This window comes from Hassallia byssoidea VB512170, from assembly GCF_000817785.2.
Classification (GTDB): domain Bacteria; phylum Cyanobacteriota; class Cyanobacteriia; order Cyanobacteriales; family Nostocaceae; genus Hassallia; species Hassallia carrinoi.
In genome coordinates this window covers 1-24,680 of record NZ_JTCM02000102.1, presented here as the reverse complement: position 1 = coordinate 24,680, position 24,680 = coordinate 1, and the positions used below count along the sequence as shown (strand labels likewise).

28 protein-coding genes are annotated in these 24,680 nt (G+C 42.4%); 12 read left to right on the top strand and 16 right to left on the bottom strand.

All coding sequences use genetic code 11. The annotated features are described in order from the left end of the window. On the bottom strand, positions 1-180 hold a 180-nt coding region (locus tag PI95_RS28155), incomplete at its 3' end, for a hypothetical protein (RefSeq protein WP_236117229.1). A 233-nt stretch (positions 181-413) separates the two neighbouring features. Between PI95_RS28155 and PI95_RS28150 the strand changes: the two genes are divergently transcribed. Then, a complete protein-coding gene (locus PI95_RS28150) occupies positions 414-701 on the top strand; it encodes a Mo-dependent nitrogenase C-terminal domain-containing protein (protein WP_039742733.1) in 288 nt (95 codons plus the stop codon). 503 nt (positions 702-1,204) lie between these two features. Here PI95_RS28150 and PI95_RS28145 read toward each other — a convergent pair. Continuing rightward, entirely contained in the window at positions 1,205-5,554 is a 4,350-nt protein-coding gene (locus tag PI95_RS28145; RefSeq protein WP_039742730.1) for a GAF domain-containing protein, read from the bottom strand. Positions 5,555-5,702: 148 nt separating this feature from the next. Next, a complete protein-coding gene (locus tag PI95_RS28140) occupies positions 5,703-5,882 on the bottom strand; it encodes a Uma2 family endonuclease (RefSeq protein ID WP_236117228.1) in 180 nt (59 codons plus the stop codon). A gap of 28 nt (positions 5,883-5,910) precedes the next feature. On the opposite strand from PI95_RS28140, the gene PI95_RS28135 reads away from it, so the two are divergent. After that, a complete protein-coding gene (locus PI95_RS28135; protein WP_039742724.1) occupies positions 5,911-6,117 on the top strand; it encodes a hypothetical protein in 207 nt (68 codons plus the stop codon). Between the two features lie 110 nt (positions 6,118-6,227). Here the strand turns inward: PI95_RS28135 and PI95_RS28130 are convergent, their stop codons facing one another. The 5 genes from PI95_RS28130 to PI95_RS28110 form a co-directional block, all read right to left on the bottom strand. After that, the gene (locus PI95_RS28130) at positions 6,228-6,554 is read right to left on the bottom strand and encodes a type II toxin-antitoxin system YhaV family toxin (protein ID WP_163519271.1); all 327 of its coding nucleotides are present in this window, start codon (positions 6,552-6,554) and stop codon (positions 6,228-6,230) included. A 76-nt stretch (positions 6,555-6,630) separates the two neighbouring features. After that, positions 6,631-7,008: a hypothetical protein gene (locus PI95_RS28125; RefSeq protein WP_236117227.1), complete on the bottom strand. Its 378-nt coding sequence runs from the start codon at positions 7,006-7,008 to the stop codon at positions 6,631-6,633. A gap of 102 nt (positions 7,009-7,110) precedes the next feature. Next, a complete protein-coding gene (glmS, locus tag PI95_RS28120) occupies positions 7,111-9,000 on the bottom strand; it encodes a glutamine--fructose-6-phosphate transaminase (isomerizing) (protein WP_039742721.1) in 1,890 nt (629 codons plus the stop codon). A gap of 297 nt (positions 9,001-9,297) precedes the next feature. After that, positions 9,298-9,546 carry a photosystem I iron-sulfur center protein PsaC gene (gene psaC / locus PI95_RS28115; protein WP_163519270.1) on the bottom strand — a complete coding sequence of 83 codons (249 nt, stop codon included), beginning with the start codon at positions 9,544-9,546 and terminating at the stop codon, positions 9,298-9,300. Between the two features lie 106 nt (positions 9,547-9,652). After that, entirely contained in the window at positions 9,653-9,859 is a 207-nt protein-coding gene (locus PI95_RS28110) for a hypothetical protein (protein ID WP_163519269.1), read from the bottom strand. Positions 9,860-9,998: 139 nt separating this feature from the next. Here PI95_RS28110 and PI95_RS28105 point away from each other — a divergent pair, with 139 nt between their 5' ends. After that, on the top strand, positions 9,999-10,487 hold the full coding sequence (locus PI95_RS28105) for an Hsp20/alpha crystallin family protein (RefSeq protein WP_039742718.1): 489 nt from the start codon (positions 9,999-10,001) through the stop codon (positions 10,485-10,487). Between the two features lie 176 nt (positions 10,488-10,663). Here the strand turns inward: PI95_RS28105 and PI95_RS28100 are convergent, their stop codons facing one another. Together PI95_RS28100 and PI95_RS28095 are read right to left on the bottom strand one after the other, a co-directional pair. Beyond that, the gene (locus tag PI95_RS28100; RefSeq protein WP_039742714.1) at positions 10,664-11,884 is read right to left on the bottom strand and encodes an HhoA/HhoB/HtrA family serine endopeptidase; all 1,221 of its coding nucleotides are present in this window, start codon (positions 11,882-11,884) and stop codon (positions 10,664-10,666) included. 344 nt (positions 11,885-12,228) lie between these two features. Next, the gene (locus PI95_RS28095; protein ID WP_039742711.1) at positions 12,229-13,110 is read right to left on the bottom strand and encodes a dioxygenase family protein; all 882 of its coding nucleotides are present in this window, start codon (positions 13,108-13,110) and stop codon (positions 12,229-12,231) included. A 290-nt stretch (positions 13,111-13,400) separates the two neighbouring features. On the opposite strand from PI95_RS28095, the gene PI95_RS28090 reads away from it, so the two are divergent. The 4 genes from PI95_RS28090 (at position 13,401) to PI95_RS37545 (ending at position 14,542) form a co-directional block, all read left to right on the top strand. Then, a complete protein-coding gene (locus tag PI95_RS28090; protein WP_039742707.1) occupies positions 13,401-13,796 on the top strand; it encodes a metal-sensing transcriptional repressor in 396 nt (131 codons plus the stop codon). Positions 13,797-13,906: 110 nt separating this feature from the next. Next, complete coding sequence (locus tag PI95_RS35375; protein ID WP_201280640.1) at positions 13,907-14,083, top strand: hypothetical protein; 177 nt, start codon at positions 13,907-13,909, stop codon at positions 14,081-14,083. Continuing rightward, positions 14,080-14,277 (top strand): hypothetical protein, encoded by a 198-nt coding sequence (locus tag PI95_RS28085; protein WP_039742704.1) that lies wholly within the window; start codon positions 14,080-14,082, stop codon positions 14,275-14,277. The genes PI95_RS35375 and PI95_RS28085 overlap by 4 nt, the downstream gene beginning before the upstream one ends. Positions 14,278-14,395: 118 nt before the next feature. After that, complete coding sequence (locus PI95_RS37545) at positions 14,396-14,542, top strand: DUF6887 family protein (RefSeq protein WP_373695721.1); 147 nt, start codon at positions 14,396-14,398, stop codon at positions 14,540-14,542. A gap of 13 nt (positions 14,543-14,555) precedes the next feature. On the opposite strand, the gene PI95_RS28080 is transcribed toward PI95_RS37545, so the two are convergent. Beyond that, positions 14,556-14,693, bottom strand: coding sequence for a hypothetical protein (locus PI95_RS28080; protein ID WP_163519268.1), 138 nt, complete (start codon positions 14,691-14,693; stop codon positions 14,556-14,558). A 30-nt stretch (positions 14,694-14,723) separates the two neighbouring features. On the opposite strand from PI95_RS28080, the gene menH reads away from it, so the two are divergent. Further along, positions 14,724-15,539 carry a 2-succinyl-6-hydroxy-2,4-cyclohexadiene-1-carboxylate synthase gene (gene menH, locus PI95_RS28075; protein WP_039742702.1) on the top strand — a complete coding sequence of 272 codons (816 nt, stop codon included), beginning with the start codon at positions 14,724-14,726 and terminating at the stop codon, positions 15,537-15,539. Between the two features lie 82 nt (positions 15,540-15,621). On the opposite strand, the gene PI95_RS28070 is transcribed toward menH, so the two are convergent. Beyond that, positions 15,622-16,272: a glycoside hydrolase family protein gene (locus PI95_RS28070; protein ID WP_039742699.1), complete on the bottom strand. Its 651-nt coding sequence runs from the start codon at positions 16,270-16,272 to the stop codon at positions 15,622-15,624. 188 nt (positions 16,273-16,460) lie between these two features. Further along, a complete protein-coding gene (locus PI95_RS28065) occupies positions 16,461-17,120 on the bottom strand; it encodes an SDR family oxidoreductase (RefSeq protein ID WP_039742689.1) in 660 nt (219 codons plus the stop codon). Between the two features lie 179 nt (positions 17,121-17,299). On the opposite strand from PI95_RS28065, the gene PI95_RS28060 reads away from it, so the two are divergent. Continuing rightward, the gene (locus PI95_RS28060) at positions 17,300-17,974 is read left to right on the top strand and encodes a DUF1997 domain-containing protein (RefSeq protein ID WP_039742685.1); all 675 of its coding nucleotides are present in this window, start codon (positions 17,300-17,302) and stop codon (positions 17,972-17,974) included. A 142-nt stretch (positions 17,975-18,116) separates the two neighbouring features. On the opposite strand, the gene PI95_RS28055 is transcribed toward PI95_RS28060, so the two are convergent. Next, positions 18,117-18,587 (bottom strand): DUF4079 family protein, encoded by a 471-nt coding sequence (locus PI95_RS28055; protein WP_039742683.1) that lies wholly within the window; start codon positions 18,585-18,587, stop codon positions 18,117-18,119. Positions 18,588-18,731: 144 nt separating this feature from the next. On the opposite strand from PI95_RS28055, the gene PI95_RS28050 reads away from it, so the two are divergent. After that, a complete protein-coding gene (locus PI95_RS28050) occupies positions 18,732-19,490 on the top strand; it encodes a ZIP family metal transporter (protein WP_039742681.1) in 759 nt (252 codons plus the stop codon). Positions 19,491-19,807: 317 nt separating this feature from the next. Then, positions 19,808-21,088: an ankyrin repeat domain-containing protein gene (locus tag PI95_RS28045; RefSeq protein ID WP_039742678.1), complete on the top strand. Its 1,281-nt coding sequence runs from the start codon at positions 19,808-19,810 to the stop codon at positions 21,086-21,088. An 83-nt stretch (positions 21,089-21,171) separates the two neighbouring features. Here PI95_RS28045 and PI95_RS28040 read toward each other — a convergent pair whose 3' ends face one another. Then, on the bottom strand, positions 21,172-23,259 hold the full coding sequence (locus PI95_RS28040; RefSeq protein ID WP_163519267.1) for a tetratricopeptide repeat protein: 2,088 nt from the start codon (positions 23,257-23,259) through the stop codon (positions 21,172-21,174). 239 nt (positions 23,260-23,498) lie between these two features. After that, the gene (locus tag PI95_RS28035) at positions 23,499-23,897 is read right to left on the bottom strand and encodes a hypothetical protein (protein ID WP_039742674.1); all 399 of its coding nucleotides are present in this window, start codon (positions 23,895-23,897) and stop codon (positions 23,499-23,501) included. A gap of 518 nt (positions 23,898-24,415) precedes the next feature. Here PI95_RS28035 and PI95_RS28030 point away from each other — a divergent pair. Further along, entirely contained in the window at positions 24,416-24,589 is a 174-nt protein-coding gene (locus tag PI95_RS28030; protein WP_163519266.1) for a hypothetical protein, read from the top strand. Positions 24,590-24,680 lie beyond the last annotated feature (91 nt).

The window sequence follows — 24,680 nt, the reverse complement described above, 5'->3', positions numbered from 1 at the left end:
ATCCTCAACACGATAGCGAGTCACAAAGGATGTTCGCGCTTCGCGTCTGGTGAAGGAGAAGCCTGTCCATTTTTGTCCGGGTTCAGTCCAAGGGGGACAAGGGGGAGTTTGCCTCCTCGTCTTCCTTGTCTTCCCCATCTTCCTTGTCTCCCTTGTCTTCCCCCTCTCCCCATCCCCCATCCCCCCTCCCCGTGTTGAGAGGCAAATATCTCGAAGATTATCCGGAACGGCATTATTTGAGTTGGTAGTTAAAGTTGTGCCGACAAGAGAGATATATTCAACGCTATCCCTTATAAAAAAGGCAAGACAAATAACTGCATAAGCTAATAAACCAGAACCTACTTACTTATAACAATCAAGTTCAAACCCAAAAATCAAAGGCAACTTAATCATAAATCATCAGGAGATCAATCATGACTAGCTTTACTCAAATCCAATCACAAAACGATTTACTACAACCAATCCGCCAGTGGATGGAATCGAGAGAAATTAATAATCCTAAACTTGCCCATTTCTTATGTCAGCTTATTCCGGCTCAATGTCCTTTTGAAAGAGACATCAAAGTATTTGGACACAAATTATTTCACATTCCCCCAATGTGTAAGTTAAATCCTCTTTATGAGCAAGTAGTTGGTCTGCGTTTCAAAGCTTTGTGTTATCTAGCTGATGAATGCGGTGAAGATGTGACAGCTTATTGCTAAAATTTCATGTTTTGTTTGATGCAAAAGCGAAAACTTTATAGTTAATCAACCCTTCAGCCTCAAGAAATCATTAGCCAGATGTGCAAAGAAAGTAAATAATTCAGGCAGCCGACGCAGATATCTTTTCAATTTCACAACCTGAATTTAAAGCTTTACGGTGGCAAGCGGCTTTCAAAGCTTACTAATTTTGTCTAATACCATATCCGGGAAATTGTCTATATTGTAGAGACGTTACATATAACGTCTCTACACGGTTTGATAGTTTTTTATTAGAGTTGATTTGCCGTGTTAAAAATTGAAAGTTTTAGAATCCCGGTTTATTGAATAAACCGGGATTCTCGTTTTTTAGTAGGTATTGTAGGGTGCGTTAGGATGAAATCCGTAACGCACCAAATCTTTGATAATGGTGCCGTACTTTCGTCGCTAACGCACCCTACTGGCGTGGCAAGACTGAGAATAGCTGAGGGCTGAAGCCCTCACTACAAAGTTCCGTTTATTTATGTCTATTTACTAATTAAATAAAGTTGAATACGGTTGACAAATTCATCTAATTCTGAAATTAATTTGGCAATACCTCTACGCTCGAATTTTTGAGACAGTTTTTCTAATGTTTCTGCGGCTAAATGCATGGCTGTAGCACCGATGTTGGCACTAGCACCTTTGAGGTGATGAGCTTCGTGAGCGATTTTTTCAAAGTCACTTTTCTCGATCGCCTGTTTCACCGCTTCTAAACGAGGTTGGATATCTTCAACAAATATTTGCAATAATTCCAATTCAAATTCTGCGTTGTTTTCTGAGAGTTGATGCAAGTGTTCCCAATCAATTGGTAAGTCGAGTGAAGCCTCATCAGATGCAATTGTTTCTTCTTTTGTGAGTATCACGCTTGCCCAATACTCTAATATTGCTGCTAATTTTTCTTTCAACACTGGTTTGCTCAGATAGTCGTCCATTCCAGCATCTAAACACATTTGTTTATCTTCTTTCATCGCATTAGCAGTCATCGCAACTATTACAGGACGACAATGATTAATAAAAGAAGCACTTTGCCAACTAAGAATTTCTCGTGTGGTTGCCAAACCGTCAAGAATTGGCATTTGGCAATCCATCAAAATCAAGTCGTAAGGAATTTTTTCTAATAGCTGCAATACTTCTTTGCCATTGACAGCAACATCAGCTTCGTATCCCAAGCTTTCAAGCAGCTTTAGGGCTACTTTTCGATTTACCAAATTATCCTCAGCCAGGAGAATTTTTAATTTGGATTTAACAGGGGGAGAGGGGGATGGGGGGGAGGGGGAAGACAAGGGAGACAAGGGAGATGGGGAAGACAAGGAAGATGGGGAGGCAAACTCCCCCTGCCCCCTGCCCCCTGCCCCCTGCCCCCTGCCCCCTGCCCCCTTGTCATCTATTAGTAAGATGCGCCGATTTTTGATTTTGCGATCGCTTACTGAAGAAACAGGTTCAACTGCAACAGTAAAAGGAATTTCAAACCAAAATGTTGAACCTTTTCCTAGTTGACTTTCTACGCCAATTTGTCCTCCCATCAAAGTAACAAGTTGTTTGCAAATGGCTAATCCCAAACCGGTGCCACCATACTTGCGGGTGGTGGAAGCATCAACTTGTGTAAATGGTGTAAAGAGTTTGCATTGGTCTTCTGGAGTAATGCCAAGACCGGTATCTGTAACCGTAAAGTAGATAATAACTTTATTGAAGGAAAGCGATAGCGTTCGCGTAAGCGTCCGCTCTGCGGAAGCGCTGCTGCCAAAGGCAGATCGCACATCTGCCCGCACGATCACTTCTCCAGTACTGGTAAACTTGATCGCGTTGCCGATTAAATTCATGAGAATTTGCCGCAGACGACTAGCATCTCCTTTCAGGTGAATGGGGACGTGGCGATAAATTAACGCTGCAATTTCTAATTGTTTATTATCAGCTTGGGGAGCTAGTAAATCCAACACTTCTTCTACACAAGTGGACAAGTTAAAATCTAAAGTTTCTAAAGTCATTTCCCCTGCTTCAAGTTTGGATATATCTAAAATTTCGTTGATCAATTTCAACAACGTGTCTCCACTCATGCGAACTGTTTCGAGAAAATCTCGTTGTTCCAAAGTGAGGGGAGTTCCTAATAGTAGTTCAGTCATTCCCAATACGGCGTTCATTGGGGTGCGGATTTCATGACTCATATTTGCTAAAAAGGCACTTTTAGCTTGAGATGCTAACTCGGCTTGGCGACGAGCGATTTCTAATTCTTGCCGCTGAATAATTTCGGCTTCTAAGAGTTGAGCTTGAGCCAAAGCAATACCTACTTGATCGGCAATTTGCCGCAAAAGTTCAGTTTCAAAACTAGACCAAGAGTATGAATTAAAGCATTGATGAACAATCAGTAAACCGCAAACTTCTTCGGCGATGAAAATGGGTACAACTAAATTTGCTTTTACTCCGAATTGTTGCAGTAATTCCAGATTATTTTGTTGGACTTCAATTAGATCCTCCATCGCGATCGCCTGAATCTTATTTTGACGGTATTGCTGTAAATTGCACTGCTGTAAATATTCGGCACGAAAGTAGGAATCGATGATGTTTTGCTCTTTAATTGTCGGTAAGCCAGAAACTACTGCTTCTACTACCACTTGAGTTTTGTTAGGCAAAGGCTGATAAATCAACACTCGATCGCTCTTTATAATCTTTTGCACCTCGGTGACGGTGGTTTGAAGAATTTCTTCGATTTGTAAAGATTGACGAATTTTCAAAGTGATATCAGTAAATAGTTGCGATCGCAAGTTTTGGCGTTGAAGTTCTTCTTTTGCTTGTTTGCGCTCGATAAATTGACCGACTTGCTGACCAAGAGAAATCATCATCTGCACTAAATCTGGGTCGGGTTGCTGAGTTTGCTGATTGAAGCAGGTAATTACACCCAAAATGTTATTACCACTGCGAATCGGAAAACCAAAACCTCCATGCAGTCCTGCTTTCTGGGCAATTGTTCCTCTGAGGAATTTCGTATCATCAACGATATCAGTAAACCAAACAGGTTCATTATTAGCCCAAACAAGTCCAGGTAGTCCAATTCCTCTGGCAAAAGTAATTTGCTGAGTTATTGCTTTAAATTCTTCGACTTCGATGCATTCTTTATGCCAAATGTCAAGACAACGTAAAACATTAACTTGTGCGTCCACCATCCAAATTTCACCCAAATCCCATTCCAAGCTTTCGCAAATCGCTTGTAGAATTCGGGGAGTGGCTTCAGCGATGGTGAGAGAATCGGCTAATACGCGGGTGGTACTATGTTGTGCGGTTAAATGGCGATCGACCCGCTTTTGATCGCTAATGTCAATGCCAGTGCCGATAATGTATTCTACTGCACCTCGATCGTCATGCAGGATGGTATTCGACCAAGCAATCAAGCGTCGCGTGCCATTTTTTGTTACCCAGTAGTTTTCATACTCTTTTAAATGTTCACCATTTTTTAACTGCTGAAAAACTGCTTTGACTGGTTCCAGTTCTTCTCTAAGTAGAAATAAATTCCAAAAATACCTACCTCTGACTTCATCGAATGAGTAACCAGTTGTTTGCTCACAAGCTTGATTGAAGCGGACAATTTGCCCTTGGGAGTCGAGAACTATTACCAAAGCGCTGACTGTATCAAGAATTGCTGAGATAAAGTTGCGTTCTTTGTGCAGAGATTCTTCTGTTAACTTGCGTTGTGTTATTTCACGATAAATTAGGTAGTAGATTCCTGCGAGAATGAGACAAGTCACGCAAATAGCGATCGCTAATGTAAAAATTGTCTTCTCTCCGCTATATTTTGCTACTTTTAACTGCTGGTCAAGTCGCTTTTTCTCCTCGTTTTCCATATCACGAATTATATCGCGGATATTATTCATGATGTTGTTTCCCTGATTTGTACGAACTACCTGCAATGCAGCATCAAACCCTTGGTTTTGGCGCAAATCGATAGTTTTTTTGAGTTCGTTTAGCTTTGCTGCTATCAGGGGTTTCAGCGTGTCTATTTGACTTTGTTGAATAGAATTATCTGCTGTTAAATTATTCAGTTCTGCAATATCAATCTTTGCCAGTGCAGCTTTATAAGGTTGTAGATAAGCTGAGTCTCCGGTGAGAATGTAACCGCGTTGTCCAGTTTCAGCATCCTTTATCTGAGAAAGTAGTTCTGACAATTTGGTGATTTTTTCTTCACTTTTTCTTATTTGATTATTAGTTTCAATAAAAAATTTTGTCTGTTGATATGAAACCACGCCAATTACAATTAAAATTGCCGATGCTAACCCAAAAGCGCCAGCAATGCTTTTAAAGAATTTATTGTGTTTATGTGTTTGTTTGCCTTGATTAGTTGTTAGTACCAAAGAAGCTAAATTGCGCCGCAGTTCCAGTTGCTTGATTATTTGGCGACCGAGAGTGCGTAATGCTTCTAGCTGTTCGTCAGTCAGTTCTCGCGGTACATAGTCAACCACGCAAAGTGTTCCTAAAGCGTGTCCCTCAGGATTAATTAGGGGGACACCAGCGTAAAAGCGGATATTGGGGTCAGAAGCTACCACTGGATTTGTCGCAAACCGTTCGTCAGATGTAGCATCAGGCACAACTAAAACGTCGGGTTCAAGAATAGCATGAGCGCAGAATGCGATATCGCGGGGTGTTTGTAGTACTTCTATACCGACTTTAGACTTAAACCACTGGCGGTTAGTATCAACTAAACTTACTAAAGCGATGGGAGTTCCACAAATATACGAAGCTAAACGAGTGAGGTCATCAAAGACAGCTTCCGGAGGAGTGTCAAGGATTTTATACTGCAAAAGGGCTTCGATTCTTTGTGGTTCGTTATCAGGTAATGGTGCTTTCATCCTTGAGTGTTATCTTCAGCTTAAGTCAACAAACTTATATCAATTAATGGCAACAGTTTGTACAAAAGGGTTAGGGTGATAACACTGATATCGAATTTTAAGCGATCGCACGCCTTTCGGATGATAGTATAAATAATGAGACGATTTTTTAAGAAATATTTCCCGCAGCTAATATTTGCTCAACTGTGATACAAAGTTCTGGAAATGTAGGAGAGAATAATTGCTGATTGACAAAAAATTCTGTTTGCTCATACAATTCTTCTTCCCACAACAAAACTGTTACTTTAGACTCGATTGGATCGACAATCCAATATTCAGGAATTTTCAAATTAGCACATCTGTACAAGCAAAAAATAATGGGTAACGCTGCGATCGCACTTTACCGACAAACCTCACCCAAATCTAATTTTGCCAGCGGTGTGCAGACGCAAAGTTGTTTTTCCGCAGGCATGACGCGATCTTACAAACCGACATTTCGTAGGTGCGATCGCACTCCACCTACAAACCTTACCCCCAAATCTAATTTTGCCAGCAATGCGTACATGCAAAGCGGAAAATCATAAATTGAGCAACATTTGGTAAGGTATAGATGGTCAAGGTAATGCTGTAATAAAACGCATATGTCAGCAAAGATAACAGAAGTTATTGGCTCTGATGGAGAAAAAATCTATATTCAATATGACATCGCTTTCAACTCTTCGGTATCGAATGCCCGAAAAAACAGCCGATACCGTTCCGGTAAGCCCATCTTTTTCACCCGTCCATAGCGTTTTAACGCACCTGTCAAGGCAAAATGACTTGCCAACGGGTCAGAGGGAATCTTGGTTTCAATCGCAATAGTAATTGCCGCAAATAACTTTACGGTTGCATGGGTTTTATATTCAGCCTCCGGTAATTGCTTCTGCAAACGGGAAACGCGCTCAAATAATTTTTGATATTGAGTGCCAAATAGTTGCGGATGAAAGTAAACTTCCCAACCATTACTTGCAAAATTCGCCATCTTCTAACAACTCATCGTCTAATTCTACACTCGCAATTAGTTTATGGGCAGCCTCAGACATTTCAGTTGTATAAGGTTACAGTGTATTATTTTTTAACGCTTCTGTCATAGCAAAATCCAGAAACAGCCGCATCATTACTGAATCTTCTGCGTCTTCATCATCAGTCGGTTGAGGCACAATTCGCAAAATTGCTGTATCCGGCGACAATACCTCTATCCAACCATCTGCATTGGCAAACTGAGGATGCTCCCGATAAAACTCAGCCGATAGCCTAAACCCTGCACTGTTACCAATTTTGGTACTACGAATGCTGTAGGAGTTGCTCATATTCAGGCGTATGTACGTGATGTACTTACATAATAGCAATTGGTTAGTAAAATTATTAGGGTATTCTAGACGGACATGTAGCGCTCTTTCTTTAGCTTGCGTCCATTCCCGTTTGCCCCTGACCATAAAAAATAACCTCAGGCATAGCGATCGCACGCCTACATTAAGGCGATCGTACTACTTCAAAGGTTATTTTTTTAGAGAGGACGCGCATTCCTCACTACGAATTTATTCTACTGTTACCGACTTGGCTAAATTTCTCGGCTGATCGACATCTAAACCGCGCCGCGCTGCGATGTGATAAGCCAATAATTGCAAAGGAATTACAGTCAGAATTGGCGAAAGCAATTCATCCACGTTGGAAACGGGAAGTAAGTCGTTAAAAATTTCCGCAGCTTCACCATCGTTGACGGGAGTTACACCGATTAAGCGCGAATCTCTGGCTTTTGCTTCTTGGGCGTTAGAAATCACCTTTTCGTAAACATTACCAGGCATAGCGATCGCCACTACCGGTACTTTCGCATCTAATAAAGCGATCGGGCCGTGTTTCATTTCCCCAGCGGGATACCCCTCAGCATGAATGTAGCTGATTTCTTTTAATTTCAACGCTCCTTCTAAAGCGATGGGGAAATTAATTCCCCTACCCACAAAGATAAAATCTGTGGTTTCTGCAAAGTCGTGCGCTAACTGTTCAATTAAATTTTCTTGTCTTTCCAAAGTTGCTTCAATTTCTTTAGGAATCTGTCGCAAAGAGGTAATAATTTCTTCTAATTGGTCGGGAGAAATTGTTTGACGACGATAAGCTAAATCTAAGGCTAAAGCATAAAATGCCATCAGTTGAGCGATAAAAGTTTTTGTTGCCGCTACCCCAATTTCTAGTCCACCATGAATATCGATAATCTGAGATACCATTTCACCCAAGGTGCTTTCTGGACGATTGGTAATTCCTAGCAGTCGCGGTTGATACTTGAGTTCTCTACCACTGCGGCGTTCTTTTTCCATCGCCAAAGCTGCTAGTGTATCAGCAGTTTCGCCAGATTGAGTTACGCCAATTGTGAGAGTATTTGCCGTCAAAGGTGATGGTGCGTAGCGAAACTCAGAAGCATAATGCACCTGTGTGGGAATTCCTGCCAATTGTTCGATTAAGTATTTACCGATTAGTGCTGCGTGCCAACTAGTACCGCAAGCTAAAATTTGAATTTGCTCTAAATCAACGTAAAGTTCTACTGGTAAGCTTAAATTAATCGGCGAAGACGGATCATTTGTAAAGTAAGCTTCTAAACAAGCCCTGACTACTCCCGGTTGCTCGTAGATTTCCTTGAGCATGAAGTGCTTGAATCCCTGTTTTTCTACCATCATGGGACTCAAGTTGAGCAAGCGCGGTTGTTTTTTCAACCTGTCACCAGCAAAGTTATATATTTCTACTCCTAAAGGTGTCAACCGTGCCATTTCCCCATTTTCCAAGGTTAGCACCGCACGGGTATGAGAAACGATCGCCGGCGTATCAGAAGCGCAGAAAAATTCGCCTTGACCAAAACCAATCACCAGCGGTGCTTGTTGTCGGATGGCGATCAGTTCATCGGGAAAGTCAGCAGAAACGCAGGCGATCGCAAATGCCCCCTCTAATTTATTCACAGCTTGACGCACTGCCTCGAAGAAGGGAGAGGAAGAGTGGAGGAGGGGAAGAGGGGGGGAAGGGGGATTTTTTAAGAATTCGGCGATCAGGTGGGGAATTACTTCTGTATCCGTTTGGGAACGAAACACATAGCCTTTTTGTTTGAGATCCTGGCGTAACTCGCGGTAGTTTTCAATAATGCCATTTTGCACCACCGCCACCCGCATTGCTGTATCCATGTGTGGATGAGCATTATACTCTTCTGGCTTACCATGAGTCGCCCAGCGAGTGTGACCAATACCAATTTGTGCCGGGGCTTCGACGGCTTCTAGTTTGGAACGTAGATTATGCAGTTTGCCTTTAGCGCGAACGCAATTAACCTCACCTTCCCAAATAGTGGCGATTCCGGCGGAATCGTAACCCCTATACTCTAGTTTTTCCAGCCCAGATAGCAAAATTTCTGTCGCTGCTTGAGTGCCGATATAACCTACAATGCCGCACATTGCTCACACCAGTTTGTTTTCAGGATGACTAAACCCAGTATAGTTGTTAACACAGATGCGGGGTTTTCGCTAACTTTCAACAAACTTTACATGTGAACAAATAAAAAGAGCAATTTGCTTTCTGTATCAGTCGATAGTGCAATTTTATTTTCGACTTTCGCCATCATCAGATATTTTTATAGGGTAGTAAGTAGACACTCTTGCAATTAATAGTGTATACTTACTACCCTACAATCTTGTTATCTGCTTGCTATTGACTGTAAATTGCCAGTATAATCAGAAATTCTGGTGAATTTCTTAGTAAGCCAGACCCATACTGCGAGTGGTTTCGGCATTTGACAGGTAAACCCGGATGCTCAAAAAGTCAGTGGGGCAAGCAGTTTCACACCGCTTGCAACCTACGCAGTCTTCTGTGCGGGGTGAAGAGGCAATTTGTTTGGCTTTGCAGCCATCCCAAGGAACCATCTCCAGCACGTCTGTAGGGCAAGCGCGGACGCATTGGGTGCAACCAATGCAGGTATCGTAGATTTTTACGGTATGAGACATTGAAAAAAAATCTCCTTACTGAAGTGTTATTCTCTGCCAAAGAATCATAATCAAGGCATAGTTTACCGCAGTGTTCTAGCACCTGTAAGCAAAAGGCTACATAACTTTAAACAACTTGACAGTTCAAAAGGAAGTCTGCTAGTAGCGCTGCTCTGGTTTTAATTGTATGGCAGTTGCCTGGAAAGAGATTGCGATCGCCTATTACATAATCGGGGAATGGGGCATGGGGAATGGGGCATGGGGAATGGGGAATGGGGAATGGGTAATGGGGAGTAGGGAGTGGGGAGTGGGGAATCCAATTCCCAATTCCCAATTCCCAATTCCCAATTAATTTCTGGTATTCACTCCCATCTCGATCCGGTTTACCTCACAAACTTTCAAGTAAGGCGCAGGGATTATAGAGAGGTATGAAACAAAAGTCAATTACCAAGAGCAATCGAAGTACGTTAACTATGGCAATCATTCGTTGGCAACCTTTCTCAGAAATGCAAACTCTACACCGTCAAATGAATCAAATTTTTGATGAAATGTTAACCCAAAAGCGCGATGCTATTACTTGGAAGCCTGCGGCTGAACTGGAAGATACAGATAATAACCTGATTTTGCGCTTATCAATTCCCGGTGTGGAATCTAAAGATTTAAATATCCGGGTAACACAGCAAGTAGTGGCTATTTCTGGCGAAAAGCGTCACGAAAATCAAACTGAAAATAATCGTTCCTTCCGTTCTGAATTCCGCTATGGTAAGTTCCAGCGGGTAATTCCTCTACCAGTTGCGATTGAGAACAATAAGGTGCAAGCTGAATTCAAAGATGGTATTTTGACGCTGACACTGCCCAAAGTAATTGAAGCACGTAACCAAGTTGTGAAAATTAATTTAGCAGATAATACTGCTCAGACAGCTCCTGAAGCTAACCAAACTGAAGAAGCTAAAGCTGCTTAATTGACATTGGTTTGATTTGGTGGTACGTAAAGTAACCGCGATCGCTGTCTGTGGATAAATTTCCCGACCGCGATCGCGGTTTTTTTCGTATTAAAAAGAATTTTCTCACATCGCCAAAAAAATAGGGATACGTTAAACCAGACGTATCCCCATCAAAACTTAAGACTCAGCACTAATTATGAAGAAGCATTTTGCAACTCAGCCGTGCGTACAGATAGCAGCTGTGTCTGGTTCCCTCGTTGCACTTTTACCTGTAAAGTCTGACCGAGGCGACTATCTTCTACAATATTTTGTAGCTGTTCGGCTGTCGTGACCGATTGTCCATCAATTTGCACAATCACATCACCCAGACGCATCCCCGCAGCAGCAGCAGGAGAATTGGGTAAAACTCGCATCACCAAAACACCATTAACTTCTGCTACTTTCATCGGTGAGTTGGGATCGTTGTTATTTTGTCTTGCAGCATCAGCAGTTAAAGTTAGCATTTGCACACCTAAATAGGGGTGAGCAACTTTTCCGCCACGTTCGAGTTGAAAAGCGATCGCTTTTGCTTTATCTATCGGAATCGCAAAGCCAATCCCCATTGCGTCAGCACGAATCGCTGTGTTAATTCCAATTACCTCACCTCGGTCATTTAACAGTGGTCCCCCGGAGTTACCAGGGTTAATTGCTGCATCAGTTTGAATAAATTCTAGGCGTTTGTCAAGAAGACCTACTTGAGCGCTAGAACGTCTGAGGGTGCTGACAATTCCTAAAGTCACGGTATTATCAAATCCTAAAGGATTACCGACAGCGATCGCCCAGTCTCCCACTTGTACATTACTTGAAGAACCCAAGGGCGCAGTTGGTAAATTTCCACCTGCATTAATTTTGACCACTGCTAAATCTGTCACTTCGTCAACGCCTTGCACCTTTCCTTCAAAACTGCGTCCATCTTTGAGGCGGACTGTCACTTTATCAGCTTTATCGACTACGTGAGCATTCGTAAGAACCAAGCCACTCTTGTCAATAATGAAACCAGATCCTAAACCGCGTAATTGTTCCGAAGGCAACCTTTGGGGTAAACTGTCACCGAAAAACCTGCGAAAAAACGGATCGTCAAACATCGGATCTACGCGACGAGTAATTGTGCGCTCAATATCAATTCTGACAACAGCCGATCCTACACGATTCACCGCAGCTGTAACAAAACTACTACTACCGATCGCAGCCGTTGCCGGTGATTGTCTTTGAGCAATTAATTGTAATGAAGAATTTGAACTTACAGGATTTGGTGCAGGTTCCGCTTGGGAGGGTAACACTTGCAGGGTACTAACTGTTAGCAAAACTCCTAGAAATATCGCTAACACATGAGTACTAAGTTGGCGTATAGACCTGGGTATTTGGGAAAATCGCATAACCACACAAGAATGTTTCAGCGTAATTATTGTTTAATCTTGACAAATATTAGAAGTGTTGAGCTACGAAAACCGCTGCTCAAACTTTTCTATCTACAGCTATTTTTACAGGTTTGCTTCTATTTCCTGCGTATTGACGTTTATTTTAACTTTATCGACATAACGAATAACCGACTACGCCACGAGCGATCGCACAACCGAGAGAACCCCGGCAAGCGACTGGCTCCACAGTGAAACCACTCAGGCGGTCGATTTATTTACGCGCTATGTCTGAGTACCACGAGTTATTCACTAACCATTTACCACTAAAAACTAATAATCAACAACCAATGACCTTTTAAGCTCTAAGCGGCATCTGTCTGTTGGTCGGTCGGTTGTAGCACAAAGTCGAACTCGGCTGTATAGAAAGGTTTGCTTTGATTGTATGCGTTGAGTTTGTCGAGTGTCTCATGTTTTTGCAGCTTAATGATGGCAGATCTGACCGCAAACGTTGTATCTGAATCGAGGTGCGGATCTCCATCAATATGAATTTGTGTAGTCAGGGGTATATAGCCTGTAGCACTCAACTTAAAATGGATATGGGCTGCTCGTTGGGTATGTCGTCCCAAAAGCTGCAACATTTCACCGCACGGTCCGCTTGATGGGATAGTGTACCCTACTGGCACAACCGTTTCAAATGCATAAGAGCCGTCCGAATTGGTTCTGAAACGACCTCGGAAGTTACCCTTTGGCTGGGATGCATCATGAAGGTCATAAAGTCCCTTTGAATTTGACTGCCAGACATCAAGAAGCGCATTGGCAATTGGTTTGTTGTTCAGGTCTAAGACGCGTCCTGATAGGAAGAGTGTATTGCCGTCGGGATCGATTCCTAGGCGATCGCCCATGTTGCGCTCTTTTGCATCCGCTACATAGACAGGACCCTCTAGATTACTTTCGGTAGCTGTGCTACTCTTGTTATGCAATAGAACCACTAGCTCTGAGATTCCCAGCAAGTCGAGCAGCATATGAATTTCCCCATTCGGTATCTCTTCTGTGTAGCGATCTGCCCGAATGAGAAAATCGCGCAAGAACGATAACTCCTGTTCCGTCAGATTTACCTCCTGCACGAAGGCGTGCAGATGTCGAATAAGACTGGTATAAATCTCATAAAGGCGTGCATGAGTCTTGCCTTTATCACCGTGTTCAATCACGGCTTGAGTGATATTTTCCAGAGTAATGTTTCTCATGTTTATCTGAAGAGTGAAACTTATCCATAGTTGACTACTTTAGTTAGAGTATAGTTTTCTAAGTACTTCTAGCTTGAATCAACTCATTTTACAGACTAGTTTGGTGTTTACTTCCTACTGCTGTATTTGAATGATAAGTCTTTTAGGTGCAAGATATGAGCGCCCCTACATCCCCAAGTCGTCCCCCAAGCCGTCTCCCTTGTCTCCCTTGTCTCCCTTGTCCCCCCATCTCCCCCTCCCCCCTCCCCCTGTAGGCTAGGATCTTAGTATTGCCAGAACTTTGATAACCTATGAATGGATTAAACCGATTAGCTGAAGAATCCTTGTCCATAACACCAGCAGAACATTCCCAAAACGATATAGACCACAGCCACACAGATCGTACTCATGGGCATGGACAGTCGGCTCATCCACACGTCCATAGCGAAGAGTCATTGCGACGAATTGTTAATCGGCTTTCGCGTATAGAAGGACACGTTCGCGGCATCAAAACAATGGTGCAACAAAATAGTCCTTGTCCTGATGTTTTATTGCAAATTGCCGCCGTTAGAGGTGCAATAGATAAAGTAGCGCGAATTGTTCTCGATGAACATTTAAATGAGTGTATTGGTAGAGCCTGCAAAGAAGGCAATATTGAAGTTGAAATTCAACAACTCAAAGCTGCTTTGGATCGGTTTTTACCTTAGAAAATCAAAAAGTAGGGTCCGGCTTATTGCAGTGTGGATATTCCTCCTGCAATAAAATCCGTTGTGTTATGGCTTGCTATAGCGCACCTTAGTGCGTGAAAGTTTAAGTATTGTTAAAAGCTTATGTACAACTACAGCTAATCATTGATGAACTATACAATGCTCATGATAAAGCGGTAGCAAATGACGATGATGAGGATGCTAGTTTATTAGTTAGCAGAGCAGATAGACTTTATGAAGAAGCTGAAAACTTGAACCTGGTAATTTCAGAACTGGAAGAAAAATGAAAACGATTGAAGATTTAAGAACTCGTATTAAAGAACTTAGTAAACAATCTGTTGAACTCAGACGAAAAGCATCTGAAGTGTATGAAGCAAACGCATTGCAAGCCAAGCAGTTTAGAGAACAGGCAAGAGAAGCTATGAAGCGATGTGAAGTCTTGAGACAAGAAATTAAGCGATCGCAAGTAAAAAGTCAATGACGATAGATAGCATGTTTCAATAAAGCCCGCCATAAAAGCGGGTTTTTCATTATCCCACTCTCTAATTTTATTCTTGCTGTTTATCTTCAATAGCTTTAAGTAGGATAGTAGCCGCAAGATTACTCAGAGTCCTGTTTTCAGCCCACAAGACACCGAAGCATTCCATATTTTAATGGATAGGTTAGACCAGCGACCAAAAGTCATCACTCGCACTGATGAGGAATTTGAAACCGAGTTACAACAGCGTATTAGTCAAGCTAGTTGACAGTAAATTAAGATTAGCGAAAAGCCACCAGTGTAAAAGCTGGTGGTTTAGTCATGAGTAAAACCCGCAATAAAATTAAACACAAAGAGCGATTGTTATAATTTTCGATTCCGAGTTCTGCTGGTTTGATAATTCTGGGATTTTCATACATACTTTACATATCTTGTAGTGTACATATAATATGTCCCTGGAAAATTACCAATTTCACTATTCTTTCACGGGCAATTACCAGAAAACGCTAATTCTTTTTTTACATGGATTCATGGGTAATTGTCATGAATTTGATAAAACAATAAAATTACTATCTGATGATTTTTATTGTTTGACAATTGACCTTCCCGGACATGGAAAAACTCAAGTTTTTGGTGGCGATGATTGTTATACAATGGCAAACACGGCACAAGCATTAATCAACTTACTAGATAAGCTAAAAATTTACCAATGCTTTTTAGTTGGTTATTCAATGGGTGGAAGATTGGCTTTATACCTCAATCTGCATTTTCCTCAACGTTTCCCTAAAGTTATCTTAGAATCAGCTTCTCCTGGTTTAATAACAGAAGTTGAACGATTAGAACGAGTTAAATCTGATGAACAAATAGCGAGAAAATTAACAAGATGTGTTGAAGAAAGTGATTTTAGAGCTTTTCTATTAAATTGGTACAATCAGCCGATTTTTGGTTATATAAAAAATCATCCTGAGTTTGAGGGGATGATAGAAAGTCGCTTGCAGAATAATCCTTTAGAATTGGCTAAATCATTGCGGTTTATGGGTACTGGATGTCAACCTTGTTTGTGGGAAAAACTCGAAGAGAATACAAACCCGTTGCTGTTATTAGCTGGCGAATATGATGAAAAGTTTATAGTTATTAATAAAAAGATAGCGGAAGTATGTAAATTTGCTGCATTACGGGTGATTAGTAATTCGGGGCATAATATACATTTTGAAAGTACTTTGGCGTTTGTAGAAGATATTAGGAATTTTTTGATTGAGGTTTGAAGTTAGATATAGCGGTTATGGTTGTTTGAGAAATATGTTGTGATTTTCCGGGTTGAATAAGCGTTGAAACGCTTACTACGAATCAATTTTTCGTTGCGTTTAGTTCTTCTTGCAAGTTTTTCTGATAAATAGTAGGTAGATATCGGCTGACGGAATTAGTTTCTATGCCATATCCGAGACTTGTCCAAGTAGGGGAAAGTCGGCGCAAAACTTCGTTTAACTTTCCTTGATGCAGCAGTTGAGAAATGTCAGTTCCCCAAACTTGGCGATCGCTTAACCAACTGTAAACTACTGCATCTTGATATTCTGCTGCAAAACTATAATTTGCCCAAAACATAAACCGCGTCGGATTGGGATGATAGCGAGGAGCAATTCTATACCAAGTAGTGTTGATAATTTGATATCTCCCAGCAGCGGTAGAACAATTGCCTTTGTTGGGACCATTAACAATGACGATGCATATCTGAGGATGATGGCTCAAATCGTTGACTTGCTGTCCACCATATAAGAGAGAATAAGGGCGATCGCTATTTGCTTCACTCGCTGATATAGTTCGCATTAAAGCACGAATGTAAGGATCGCCACCTTTCATCACCAAAGGTGGATTTTTTTGACCAAAGACAGGATCGTTATGCGATCGCAAATCCCCAAATACATACCACTGCAACAAATATACAAAGCCGAGAAGTGCGGCTATCGGTCCAATCAGTTTTTCAACACCTTTCGATTCCACGCTTTTCAGACTCGGACTCCTTAGAATTTACGTATAATCAACAATAATCGACGCACTTTGAAACGACAAAGTTCACTTAAGTAGTCAAAAGTCAAGAGTCCAGAGTTAAGAGTCCAAAGTCAACAGTCAACAGTCCAAAGTCCAAAGATTGACCCTTGACCATTGACCATTGACTGTTAACTCTTGACTTAGGCTACGTTAGCAAATAACTCCCCAAAGCTTTTCGAGGTAGCCTCTTCTTTAGCAACAATCTCGACAATTTTGTTGCGTGCGGCACTTTCAAACAGCGACTCTACACAAACTTTGGCGACTTTCTGCCGGGGAATGCTGCCATCGAACAGTGTATCAGCACTTTGCATCACGATTGGATTGGAATTATCCTCATTTTTTAACCCGCCAGGACGGACAATTGTATAAGTCAAACCGCTTTTCTGGATATATTCCTCAGCTTGCTTTTTCCAAACCAAAATCAGCCAGAACAAGTTCAAAGGATGAAATAACTTAGAAGTACACAACGAAGAAACGAAAACAAAATGCTCTATTCCCTTCGCTTTGGCAGTATCCACTAAATTTTTAGTGCCTTCAAAATCGACTTTATAAGGTCCTGTGGGGTCAAAACTAGGTTTGGCTCCGGTAGCGCAAAGCACTACTGTGCTATCTCCTAAAGCAGTCGTCAGACTTTCTGGTGTTAACACATCCCCTACAACTAACTCAACGTCAGGAGGCAAAATACCCTTCGCTTTTTCTGCGTCGCGTACCAAAGCACGGACGGGAATATTTTTCGCAATCAGTTCTTGCACTATCCTGCGACCTGTTTCACCTGTTGCCCCTGCTACAAATGCTTTCATAATAAACGCTATCCTGGGAAACTAATATTTGATTTCTTTGTTCCCTATTTTAGTGATTCTATGAAGTTGCTGGCAGATTTTTGAGGTTTCCGTCAAAATGTACTTTAGCGTGCGAATCGTCTGACCCGATATGGGAATTATTAATACAGGTAAACGCAAGATTATACAGGAATCTTTATATGCTTTCACAAAATCGTGAATATCAATCCTTTGAAATAAGCGAAGCAGTTGTACCTGTCCCATCAGTAGCGCATACTGAAGACACGCTACAAGCAATTGGTGGAACACCTGCAAAGTTTTACGGTCGTTATCACGACTCTATGGAAATGTATGCCCAAGCAAGCTTGGTTGCTGAATATCTCAATGCTCATTCTTCATGGTTTTCGCGCTGCGCTGAACCGATGAAGGTGCAACCGCTGGGGGAAAATGGTTATGCTTTAGGAATCGGTCGTTTTGGCTCTTTTGGTTATGAGGTGGAGCCAAAAATTGGTTTGGAATTGTTACCTCCAGAGGATGGTATTTACCGCATCCACACTATACCCATCCCCGGCTACTATCCGCCCGGTTATGACGTAGACTATAATGCATCGCTACGCATGATAGAAGATACAGCAAACGATGCACCCACAAGTATTAACCAGATAACACGAGTTGAATGGGAATTGGATTTAGTTGTTGATATTCACTTTCCCAAGTTTATTCAGCGTTTGCCTAAGTCTTTGGTGCAATCTACAGGCGATCGCTTACTCAACCAAATCGTCCGTCAAGTCTCAAAGCGCCTCACACGCAAAGTTCAGCAAGATTTTCATCAATCTATAGGTATAGATTTTCCTGTCAACCAGAAAAAGTGGTGAGTGGATAGTGGATAGTTGATGGTGGATAGTTGATGGTGGATAGTGGATAGTGGATGGTGGATAACTGTTAACCAACAACCAACAACTATCAACTATCGACCAACAACCAACCACTAACAACCAACCACTAACAACCAACTAACTATGCTTGAGTAAGAATTTTTTGGACTATTTGCACGCCGGTAATCGCCTGCCAAGTAAAAAGCCCTAAAAGTACAAAATTCAACAAAATGTGAGTCATCCGCGCCCAATTTGCGCCTTTTTGCATAAAAGGAGATAGGGACGCAGAAAATGCTATCAAACTCGTCATCCCAAGCCCTGCTAGCAGGTGAGAACCGAAAAATAACTTACCATTGTTGATGTAAGTGACAGCCATAGCAGCGATCGCACCTGCCACCATCAAACCTAAAAGTATCGATCCGATTTGATAGTGTTTGACGTTATATTTACCTTTAATCAGTTCTTTCTTCTGTTCACCTTGAGCATGTCTGGTACGCTGTACTTGTAATCCCAGGTAGGCAGCATAAATCGACAATAGCAATAGCGCCCACATAAGTACCGGGTGAATGAAGTTCAGCCAATATTTCACCGATGGAGAAAGTTCCATATTGATACGTGTTCCCGTCTAGTTATTAAATCTTTATAAAAGTTAGCATAATCGCAAAAGAAAAGATTGCAAAGCTATTTCTTATAGAAGAGGATCGAAAGTTTCAATACGGATACTATGAGACTTTCGGGCTGTTGAAAGAAAGTAAGAATGTTTCCGGTCTGGTTACAAGCAGGATTTTGGGGTTTATTTAGTGGTTCAGCGCTGATGGTTGGGGCTGCAATTGGCTATTTTTCGCGGGTTCCGCAACGGATAATCGCCGCAATTATGGCTTTTGGGGCTGGGGTGTTAATTTCGGCGCTGTCGTTTGAGTTGATGGATGAAGCTTATAAAGAAGGCGGTTTCGACTCGACGGCAATTGGCTTTGTTGCAGGTGCGATCGTCTATACTGCTGCTAACTGGTATTTAGCGACTCAGGGAGGCAAGCATCGCAAGCGATCTGGCGACCATCAACCATCAGAAGACGAAGATAGTGGTAGTGGTTTGGCGATCGCGATCGGCGCACTTTTAGATGGTATCCCAGAATCGATTGTCATCGGCGTTAGTATGATTGCCGGCGGATCTGTCAGCGCTGTTGCTGTCGCAGCAGTTTTCCTCTCTAATATTCCCGAAGGGCTATCTAGCGCTGCTGGAATGAAAAATGCAGGTAGATCGTTGCGCTACGTTTTCGGTGTTTGGGCTACTATTGCTGTTCTTTGCGGTGTGGCAGCACTTTTAGGTTATACCGTTTTCAGTCATTTATCAGCGGAAATCATCGCCGCGACAACCGCGATCGCCGCAGGCGCGATTTTAGCGATGATTGTTGATACGATGATTCCAGAGGCATTTGAAAAAGCGCATAATTTCGCAGGATTGATTACTGTTGTCGGCTTCCTCGCAGCGTTTGTTCTCAGCAAGCTGGGGGGATGAAGGAAGAGGGGGAAAGGGGAAAGGGGAAAGGGTAAAGGGGTAGAAATAAATAAAGAGTAATTTGAATAACTCATAATACTCTTCATACCTTTTCCTCTTTTATGCCGTATCGCTTCCCCTTTATCCCTCTTGGTAAGTCCTACATCTTTTTAAGAAACCGTAGATAAATACAGATAAACACAGATAATGTCTATTTGTGTATTCTGCCTTTTACTTAGGGGGTGGGGTGCATCTGTGGTTGTTTCTGATTCTCTTGTAGTGTGGAAGTAACCCAGGCATTTGTACTCGTTAAGCGATCGCACTTCGGAGGGTTATTTATGGTTTCTACTCAAGATATTCCGTTAATACGCGCAACTACTCGTGGGGATCTTAAGCTTGTGCGATCGCTACTAACTAATGGTACGCTTGCTGATACGTGCGATCGCACCGGAACTACGCCGTTAATGTTTGCTGCTAATTTAGGCTACACGGAAATTGCGCGATCGCTTCTCGATGCCGGCGCAAATATCAATTTACCCAGAAAACGCTATAAGTTGACTGCTTTAATGTTGGCAGCTAGCGCCAATCAAGTTGATATTGTCCAGCTTTTAATATCCAGAGGTGCTGATGTCAATGCGATTAATGAAGATGGCAGTACAGCTTTAATGGCAGCAGCTTTGAAAGGTTATGTCGATGTGGTCAAAGTCTTGCTTGCTGCAAATGCAGATGTGAATGTCACAGATAAAGATGATGACACTGCTTTGAAAGTGGCTGTTAAGCAGGGACATTCGCAGATTGTAAGGATAATACTAGAAACTGGCGCAGATGTCAATACCCAAGATGAAGAAGGTGAAACTTTGTTGATGGTAGCGGCAGACTTGGGACACTTAAAAGTTGTACAAGCATTGTTGGCAGCGGGGGCTGATGTAAAACAAAGAAATCAAGATGGGGGAACTGCACTATCTTCCTCTGCGGCAGCGGGACATGATGCGATCGCTTCACTTTTATTAGACAAAGGTGCTGATGTGAATGCCCAAGACCAAGATGGTGAAACTGCTTTACATCTTGCGGCTGTTGAAGGCTACGCTTCGGTGGTAGAAGTGTTACTCAGCCGTGGTGCGGATGTGCAAATAAAAAACCACCTGGGTGATACACCATTGCTTGTTGCGGCGTTGCAGGGACATAGTAAAATTGTAGAGGCGCTGTTGCGGCAAGGTGCAGATGTAAATGGAAAGTCGAGCGAAACGCCTTTGTTGCTTTCCGTATCGCAAGGACACGCCGAGACGGTGAAAGTATTGCTAGACTACGGTGCTGATGTTAATACTCAAGCAGATGATGGCAAAACTGTTTTGATAAAAGCAGCAGAACGCAATCAAATAAGCATAATGCAGCAATTGTTGGATAAAGGTGCAGATGTTAATTATATCGATTCAGCCGGGGCAACAGTTTTAATGTGGGCAGCATCACGAGGTTATAACGAAGCTGTGCAGATGTTGATTAAGGCTGGGGCAGATGTGAATTTGAAAAATAAAGGTGGTTATACAGCTTTGGCGATCGCTCAGTTTAATGGTTATGAAGACGTGGTGCAAAGTTTGCGGGCAGCCAGCGCAGAAGAATGAAAAAAAGACCCGATTAATCGCGTTTGCACTTGTAGAGACGCGATTTATCGCGTCTGTCAAGAATCACAATACCCCGTTAAACTTTAAAAGCGTCGATTTAATAAATTGTATAAACCTTGCACAAACTGACCTAACCCACGTTTCGGGGTAGCAGGGGGAGTTAACTGACGTTGCAAACTTGTCAGATTTTCTCGAATAGTTGCCGTAGTGGGATGATTAACTCCTAAAAGGCGATCGCACATTGCCAAAGCTTCAATTAACAGAGGTTCGGCTTCGCTGTACCGACCAAGGCTTTTGTAGAGAAAAGCTAAATTGTTCAAGCTAGTTGCCACATCCGGATGGTCGCTGAGAAATAAGCGCTTTGTCATTGCCAAAGCATCAATTAACAGAGGTTCGGCTTCGCTGTACCGACCAAGGCTTTTGTAGAGAAAAGCTAAATTGTTCAAGCTAGTTGCCACATCCGGATGGTCGCCGAGAAATAAGCGCTTTGTCATTGCCAAAGCATCAATTAATAAAGGTTCGGCTTCGCTGTACCGACCAAGGCTTTTGTAGAGTGCTGCTAAATTGTTCAAGCTAGTTGCTACATTGGGATCGTCGCCGACAAATAATGCTTGGCAGACATTTACGCATTCTTCACGCCAAGGTTCTGCTAATTTATATAATCCTTGTCCCTCATAAAATCTTCCCACCCCCACAAATACCGAGATTACTTCATCATTAGGGACTGATGCTGGGGAAATTGCCTCTCCCTCTTTTGCTTTGTTGACCTCTGCAATTAAACGGTTTCCCAGGTCTTCAATATGAGGAATAACATCCTTGATGTCTTCGATATCGTTAGAGGTGGGTGAATCGTCAAGGCTTTCGGCTTTGGCTATCATGGCAGTAGCGAAGGTTGTTTCTAAAACTGCTTGCATCTCGCCAGACTCGGCTAACTGCCCTTGCAAAAACCACCGCACTAAGGCATGAATTTTATAACATCTTTGATCTACTTGTTGCAACAAGTTGCGCTCGTAGAGGTGCTTTTTTGCCTCGTTTAATTCATCGGAACCCCACCCCGCCAAAGCTGCGCTTTTGCTTTCCTCCCCGCTAGCGGGGAGGGGTTGGGGGTGGGGTGCTTTGATTATAGGCAATTCATCGGATATGATATCAGCAGGCTGTGCTTGTGTAGCTGCTTCTGTTTGCTCAATGTTTTTACTTTCTATCGCTACCCAAACAACCAATTCCCAGAGAATTGACTGCGGAGAAAATAAACTCAATAATTTTCCTAGTTGTTGCGTCAGTGGGTCGAGTTCTTCCCAAGTTAAAGCAAACGCGGCTTTAACTCCGAGTTGAGTTGAGTTTATGGTTTCCCGGTCTTGTAGAGCTGCTTCTGCTAATTTACGTTCTTGCAACTGCCCAAACATTGTGTGTAGAGATAGCTGCAAGTCTCTGACTAAATAGCCTCCCACTAACTCTATCCCCAAGGGCAAATATTCTAAACATTCACAGATTGCTGTTGCGGCTTTCGGTTCGTTTTCGATTCGTTTGTCTCTGTCCCCCAACAATCGTTTTAACAGTTCTAAGGCTTTTTCTGGGGAGAGAACATCTAAAGGAATCTGTTGAATAAAATTGGGGTCTAAATGCCGTAGTCGAGTTGTAATTAAAACTCGAAAGCGGTTATGGGTGGGAACAACTTCGCGCAGGTTGGCTAAATCGGTCACGTCATCGAAGACAATTAAGATAGGCAAGGCAGAATCAGGATATTTAGACCAACACCACGCGACTTGTTGTTTGAGGCTTAAGAATCTTCCGCCTAATTCTTGGGGAATCTCGAAACCAAAGTTGATGAAAAACTCTAAAACTTCGGCAGCAAGATTGCTTTCCCTATCGTTAAACCAAGCAATTCCGCCGTAATGTTGTTGATATCGTCTCGCATATTGGGTGGCTAATTCAGTTTTGCCCACACCTCCCATTCCGGCGATCGCCACATAATCTCGGCGCTGCAACTCTTCATGCAGCATTGCCAATTCTTGTTCTCGTCCAACAAAATGGACAGAACCACGATAAGGAATATATTTTGTGGGATGTAGTTGTTTCTGCCCCTGAATAATTTGAGTCCCAATGTTAACTTGAGAACCAGGGGCAGCGAAAGCGCCAACTTTATCGGCAAACTTGCCAGAGTCTTTAGGCATAGAGAGTTAAGTTAAATGCCATTAAACTTCGCAGCATCCCAAATTTGCACAAACACTTTACCCGACACCCTTTTAGGGTGCGGCTATACAAACAAAGCCTGCCTCCGCAGGCTACAAGCATTTTAGCCCACGCAGGTGGGCTTAGTTCGTGTAGCCCCAGGCTTCGAGCCTGTGGGCGTTTTGCGTTCATTGAAATACTCCCTTAAACTTAGATATTGCATCAAGTGTAAGTTATTAGATTAAAAAGACATATTTTCAATGTTACCTGTTCCACCTGGCATGACTACCTGACCAATCTTGTCTGCCAATTTTTCCAGGTTAGGCATAGCCAGAATTTCCGCTAATTTGGGATTTGGTTCGGCTTTAGCAGCTGCGGCTAATTCCTGTGCAGCTTCAGCAACTTCCGGATTAGCTTTAGCCGCCGATTCTACTTCCACTACAGCCTTACCATAATCTAGTGGTTGTTCTGGTGCTTTCTCGATCGCTGTTACAGTATGGGGAGACTGTTTTTTCAGGGTGACGAGAAACTTACCAGTCTTATCCCATAAAGCTTCGCCTACCTTTTCGCCGGTTTTCTCCAATGCCTTGGTAGCAACCACAGTGCCAATAGCGATCGCCGCAGTAGTCAAAGGTTCCATATGCTACTTTATCTCTAAGTTTATCCTATTTCTTAACACACGGGTTTTGTTCTACATTTCCTAAATAAGTGAAAAGATTTATATAGATACAATCTGACCTCGCTTCCATTCCTCTCTCCTGCAAGGAGAGAGGCTTTGAGTCTTACTCCCCTTCCCTACAAGGGAAGGGGTTGGGGGTTAGGTCTACGCTTTTTGTGTTCAAACAAGCCGTAACGAACATCGCGCTTTTGGTTACGAACATCGCGCTTTTAGTTACGAACATCGCGCTTTTGGTTACGAACATCGCGCTTTTGGTTACGAACATCGCGCTTTTAGTTACGAACATCACGCTTTTAGTTACGAACATCACGCTTTTGGCTTTTACGCCAATGCTTAAACATCGCCAATATTACCCAAAGATATTGTTCTAATAAATACAAATATTTGTGGGTTATGCTGACCTCAAATCCAGCTTTAGTAAGGCAAGCTAGCTCTAGAACATCATTAGGGCTTACGCTAAAGAAGTAAGGAATATATTTATGTCCCGTCAAAAACGTACATACCGCGTTCTCGAAAAAGCTGAATTGAGATCCGCTGGACTCAAAGCAATAGACCCTAGCATGGATTTTGGGGATACTCGCAACTTGCAAAATCTAACACAAATAGTTGAGCAGTTACGCACCAAAATTGATGCTTATAACACTGCTTTATAAGGAATGAGGTTGAAAACCGTGGAGGGAGAGGAACGCAGTTCCGTATCCCGTGCTTTAGACCACGGATGAAAACCAGCAGTAGGATTTATCC